The 5,155-nt window shown below is 62.6% G+C and carries 5 protein-coding genes; 4 read left to right on the forward strand and 1 reads right to left on the reverse strand.

Going from position 1 to position 5,155, the window contains the following annotated elements; all coding sequences use genetic code 11:
• The 3 genes from VN047_RS20815 to VN047_RS20825 form a co-directional block, all read left to right on the forward strand.
• The coding region (locus VN047_RS20815; protein WP_325546087.1) for a hypothetical protein at nucleotides 1-671 on the forward strand (671 nt) is incomplete at its 5' end.
• A gap of 228 nt (nucleotides 672-899) precedes the next feature.
• Entirely contained in the window at nucleotides 900-3,362 is a 2,463-nt protein-coding gene (locus VN047_RS20820) for an AMP-binding protein (RefSeq protein WP_325546089.1), read from the forward strand.
• Nucleotides 3,343-3,684: a thiamine pyrophosphate-dependent enzyme gene (locus VN047_RS20825; protein ID WP_325546091.1), complete on the forward strand. Its 342-nt coding sequence runs from the start codon at nucleotides 3,343-3,345 to the stop codon at nucleotides 3,682-3,684. Before VN047_RS20820 ends, VN047_RS20825 begins: the two co-directional genes overlap by 20 nt.
• Here VN047_RS20825 and VN047_RS20830 read toward each other — a convergent pair.
• Entirely contained in the window at nucleotides 3,662-4,837 is a 1,176-nt protein-coding gene (locus tag VN047_RS20830; protein ID WP_325546093.1) for an acyl-CoA dehydrogenase, read from the reverse strand. The two genes, VN047_RS20825 and VN047_RS20830, sit on opposite strands and share 23 nt — an antisense overlap.
• 92 nt (nucleotides 4,838-4,929) lie before the next feature.
• Between VN047_RS20830 and VN047_RS20835 the strand changes: the two genes are divergently transcribed.
• The coding region (locus tag VN047_RS20835) for a LysR family transcriptional regulator (RefSeq protein ID WP_325546095.1) at nucleotides 4,930-5,155 on the forward strand (226 nt) is incomplete at its 3' end.

The following is a 5,155-nucleotide window of genomic DNA, read 5'->3' on the forward strand; positions in this document are numbered from 1 at the left end:
GCCTGCGCATCGTCGGCATGGCCTGCGTCGCCGCCGGCCTCGCCCTGTCCGTCGCCGCCGGCATCAGGGGCCGGACACCATCAGCCGCCAGCCCCGACATGGTCGAAGCCTTCTATATCGCCGACGTCGCGAGCGGCAGCGCACGATGGGCCGGCGCGAAACTTGATTCGGGCGGATGGGTCAAATCCGTCCTCGCGCAGGACGGCGGTACGCCCGAGCTCCGCTCGATCGCGCCGCTCGCCAAAGAGAGCCTGTGGGTGGCGGACGCGAAACCCGCGGTCTTTGCCCGACCCGGACTCGCCGTCGTTACAGCGAAACTGGGCACGGGCCACCAGATCGCCGTCCGCGCGCGCAACGCCAATGGCGGCCGTTATATGCGGATCTTCGTCAAACCGTCGGTCGACCTCTCGGGAATTCGGCTGATGGGCCGTCCGGTCGCCGGCACGCTGAAAGCCGGCGCATGGTCGCAGTTTGTTTTCCATGCCAGCGGAACCGGCGAGGTCGCTGTGACGATGACGGCGGCGCGTGCCGGCAAGCTTGAAGCCCGGATGGTCGAGGTTCGCGACGATCTGCCCGCAACTGCAAAAGCCATGGCCCTGCCGCCCCACACAATCCCATACCGCCGCGCGGGCAACAGCATGATCACCACGCGAACGGCGGCGCAGTGGTAGGCCTTGCGGCTCCACGATCTGGCGCTTGAACAGGTGTTGCCCTGCTTCGCCTCACTCATGTGTGAAAGATTGCATTGCGAAAAATCGGAAATGAATTCGCCAAGCATCATCGCGATGCTTTCGCAGGCATAATAGAGACTCGCTTGGTGCGTGCTTTCGGTTCCGGCGTGCGCTCCGTGCCATGTTCATTCGAAGCGCCGATGTGGCGATCAGTACAGGGTTTGCAGAGTGAGAGATCGGAAGATAACGGCCACCGCGATCGTTGCACGAAACTCGCTGTCGTATATCGAGAGCCTGTTTGCGCTCAATGAGGCGCGACAACCCCTGGTCATTGTTTCCGACGAGTCGTTCGCGCAGACCCTGACCGGAATAGATATTGATCGCTGCATCACCCCCGATGACCGAAGCGGATGGTTCACTGAACGCCACCCGCTGATCCGCGACGACCGACCGGCCCAGATCACCTACACGTCGGGCACCGAGGGCAAGCCAAAAGGCATTGTCCTGACCTATTCCAATCTGGCGGATGCAGCGGAACGGATCATCGATGAAATGGATCTGACGTCCGACGTACGCGAATATGTCGGCGTGCCGGTGACCTATAGTTTCGGCATGGGCCGGATCCGTGCGATCAGCGCGGTCGGCGGTCACTCCTATCTGCCGCCGCGCGGCTTCGATCCTCTCGAGCTTTCTCGCATGCTCCGGTCAGGCGAAGTCAATTCGCTGTCCGCGGTCCCTACCCTTCTCCGGATTCTGCTGAATACCCCGGCGGTCATCGGCGATGCCGGCAAGGCGCTGCGTTGGCTGGAAATCGGTTCGCAATATATGTCCGGCGCGGAGAAACACGCGGTTCGCGAGCTTTTTCCCAACGCCCGGATCGTGCAGCACTATGGCCTAACGGAAGCATCCCGCAGCACCTTCCTGCGTATCTCGGAAGTCCCGGACGAACTTCTCGAGTCCGTCGGAAAAGCGGCCGGCGCGACCGAGGTCGGCATATCCGCAGCCGGGCGGATCCGGATTCGGGGGCCACATGTTGCCCGCTGGCGCCTCGATGCCGATCAACTTGTCGACCTTTGTGGTCCTGATGGCTGGTTGGAGACCGGCGATCTGGGGCATATCAAGGACGGTCACCTCTATTATGGCGGCCGCGCGGACGATCTGATCAACACCGGCGGCGTGAAAATCAACCCGGATCTGCTCGAAACGCGGATCGCCCAGCGGCTCGGGGTGAGCGGCAAGATCGTCGTGGCCAAAGTGCCCGACATCCTTCGCGGAGAGGGCGTTCTCGTTGCAGCCGAAGCGACCAACCTCGCTGTTGACCAGCTTCATTCCGCTTCGGTGGAGGCACTGAAAGAATTCGGAGTGAGCGCGGGAGATGCCCTGCACATCCGGGTGATGCCGACGCTTCCCCGGACCGCCACCGGCAAGCCATTGCGTCGTAGCCTGACCCAGGAGTTTGTCAGGACGAACGATCCCGCCGTGATCGCCCCTGTCATTGACCATGCCACCGCGCCCATGCCGGACGATGTGCGAACATTTTTCCGTCAGTTTTTCCCGGGAAGAGATGTCGGTCCGGAGGATAGCTTCGAAACCATGGGAGGGGATTCGCTCAGCTATATCCAGTTCTCGCTTGGATTTGAGGATCGCTTCGGCGCCCTGCCCGGCGGATGGGAGTCGCTGACGGTCGCGCAACTGGAGAAAAGCAGGGTACCCGGTCGCGCAAAGGGCTGGCGTCAGCTGGAAGCCGCCACCTTGACGCGCGCATTCTTCATGATCTGCATCGTCGCGCTGCACCTCGACACCTTTGTCTACAGCGAAAATTGGGGTGCCGCATATTTCCTGTTCATGCTGTGCGGCTACAGCGTCATGCGCTTCCAATGGCCGGAAATCAGCCGGACCGGGAACGTCAGCACAATTTTCGGAACCATCGTACGGGTCGCTATCCCGACATTCCTGGTCGTCGTCGCGATGCAGCTTTGGGCCCGGACGTTCGAACCGAAGCCACCGCTGTTGATATCCAACTGGTTCGATCCGGAACAATATCACGTCGCCTATTATTATTTCGCCGAAATCTACATGCAGTTGCTTCTCGTGATCGCCGCACTGCTGGCGATTCCAAAGGTGCGGGAACTGTTCCGGAATCATCCGATGGCGAGTTCCACCGCCCTTATCGTCATGGCCGTCACGCTGAGCTGGCAGGTCGAAAAGGTCTGGGATACGAACTATCTCTACCATCGCACACCCATCTGGTATCTGTGGACGGTTGGCGCCGGCATGCTGATCGCCAGCGCGCGCGACGTGCGGGATCGCCTCCTGGCCATGGCGGTGGTGACGACGGCTGTCGTGCAGCATCACGGCTTCACTTCGGCGAGCGCCTACATAACGGGCGGAGTGGCACTGTTGCTCTTTTTGCCTGAAATATCGGTCCCCGCCCGCGTAAAAACCGTGATCTCGGAGATCGCCGCCTCATCGATGTTCATGTATCTCAGCCACTATCAGGTGAAGTCGCTGGTGATCCGGCTATTCCACGGCCCGATGCCATGGCTTTCGCTTTTTGCTGCAATCGGGTTCGGTATCGTCTTCGCGCGCGCATACAACTGGGCCGACCAAAAGGCGCGTGCGCTGGTGAGGACACATAGCAGCCGCAACCGGGTTCCGCCGAGTGGTCCAAGTGGATTGGCAGTGCACTGACGCCCAATCGCGGCATTCGGACTGGAATACAGAAGAGCGGCAGTTAAGTCATCGCGGATCTAGCCGCGCAAGAACGTCCGGTTCGCCCGATCCTGGAACTGCAGTTCGTGGCTCGATCTTGAATCCCGCCATCGACTGGGTGGCGCTCGCCCGCCGCATGGGGGTGCCGGCGGTGCGCTGCGACACCGCCGAGGCGTTCGAGCGTGCCTTTGCCGGCGCCATGGCGACGCGCGGCCTGCTCCTGATCGAGGCCCGGATCCAGGCTGGGGACCCCGGGAATCCCCTGCCGCCGCGCGGCGTCAAAAGGCCGCGATGCCCGTAATCGCGCGCCCGAGGATCAGCGCATGGACGTCATGCGCACCCTCGTAGGTGTTGACGGTCTCGAGGTTCATCGCATGGCGCATCACGTGATATTCGCCCGAAATGCCATTGCCGCCGTGCATGTCGCGGCTCATGCGCGCGATGTCGAGCGCCTTGCCGACATTGTTGCGCTTGACGATCGACACCATTTCGGGCGCGAAGCGGCCCTCGTCCATCAGCCGGCCGACGCGAAGGCTGGCCTGAAGCCCCAGCGCAATATCCGTCTGCATGTCGGCAAGCTTCTTCTGGAAAAGCTGCGTCGCGGCGAGCGGACGCCCGAACTGGACACGTTCGAGCCCGTAACCGCGCGCCGCAGCGAAGCAGAATTCGGCCGCACCCATCGCGCCCCAGCCGATGCCGTAGCGTGCCCGGTTGAGGCACGAGAACGGTCCCTTCAGCCCCTCCACGCCGGGCAGCAGCGCGTCGTCGGATACGAGCACGTCGTCCATCATGACCATGCCGGTGACCGAGGCGCGCAGGCTGAGCTTGCCCTCGATCTTCGGCGTCGAAAGCCCCGGAAGGTCGCGGTCGAGAACGAAACCGCGAATGGCGCCGCCATGGGCATCCGACTTTGCCCAGATGACGAGGACATCGGCGATCGGGGCATTGCTGATCCAGGTCTTGGTTCCCGACAGACGATAGCCGCCATCGACCTTGACTGCGCGGGTCCGCATCCCGCCGGGGTCCGACCCCGCGTCGGGCTCCGTAAGCCCGAAGCATCCGATCGCCTCGCCCGAGGCGAGCGCAGGCAGATAGTGCGCCTTCTGGGCGTCCGAACCGAAAGCGTTGATCGGGTGCATCACCAGGCTCGACTGGACGCTCATCATCGAACGGTAACCCGAATCGATGCGCTCGATTTCGCGCGCGATCAGGCCGTAAGCGACATAAGAGGCGCCGACCCCGCCATATTCGGGCGCCACCGTCGGCCCGAGCAGGCCCAGCGCGCCCATCTCGCGAAAAATCGCGGGATCGACCGTCTCCTTCTCGAAGGCATCGATCACCCGCGGCGCCAATCGCTCTTCGGCATAGCGCCGCGCGGTATCGCGGATCATCCGCTCGTCATCGCCAAGCTGATCTTCAAGCCGGAACGCATCTTCCCAATCGAACGCCATCATCGCAGTCTCTCCTTGTATCGCTCCATCACCGGCGCCTATGATCTCTTCAATCACTATTAATGGCCTTTTTGATCTGATAATCAGATCAGATCATGCTCGAAACCCGCGCGCTCACCTTCTTCATCGCCCTTGCCGACGAGCTTCACTTCGGCCGGACCGCCGAGCGGCTGGGTCTCGCGCAATCGGCCCTCAGCACGCATATCCTGCGGCTCGAAGATCGGTTGGGCACGCGCCTGTTCGCGCGCGGCAGGCGATCGGCGGTACAATTGACCCCGGCGGGCCGGACCTTCCTTGCCGAGGCCCGGCTGGCGGTCGCGC

This window comes from Sphingopyxis sp. (genome assembly GCF_035565275.1).
Classification (GTDB): domain Bacteria; phylum Pseudomonadota; class Alphaproteobacteria; order Sphingomonadales; family Sphingomonadaceae; genus Sphingopyxis.

Excerpts from the sequence above, each read along its gene's own strand:
- VN047_RS20830 (WP_325546093.1), bottom strand. The coding sequence starts at position 4,837 with ATGATGGCGTTCGATTGGGAAGATGCGTTCCGGCTTGAAGATCAGCTT.